The sequence below is a fragment of the Psychrobacter sp. TB20-MNA-CIBAN-0197 genome (genome assembly GCF_040309765.1).
Classification (GTDB): Bacteria; Pseudomonadota; Gammaproteobacteria; order Pseudomonadales; family Moraxellaceae; genus Psychrobacter; species Psychrobacter submarinus.
On sequence record NZ_JBEOPC010000798.1, the window covers coordinates 1 to 263 of the forward strand.

1 protein-coding gene is annotated in these 263 nt (G+C 66.9%); it reads left to right on the forward strand.

Annotated elements, in window-relative coordinates:
* Positions 1-54: 54 nt before the first annotated feature.
* The coding region (locus AAEY83_RS16045) for an SMP-30/gluconolactonase/LRE family protein (RefSeq protein ID WP_351060576.1) at positions 55-263 on the forward strand (209 nt) is incomplete at its 3' end.

The following is a 263-nucleotide window of genomic DNA, read 5'->3' on the forward strand; positions in this document are numbered from 1 at the left end:
CTGCAACGCTGGAGCGCTGACAGCGGGCACGTCGCCTCGTGGAAAGCCCCGGAAATGCTCGCCTGCATCAGCCGCCACCGCAGTGGTGGCTGGGTCGCTGGCATGGAAAGCGGCTTCTTTCGCCTGCACCCGCACAGCGACGGCAGCCTCGACAGCGAATTGCTCGCCACCGTCGAGCATAGCCGCGCCGACATGCGCCTCAACGACGGTCGCTGCGATCGCCAAGGGCGTTTCTGGGCCGGCAGCATGGTGCTGAACATGGG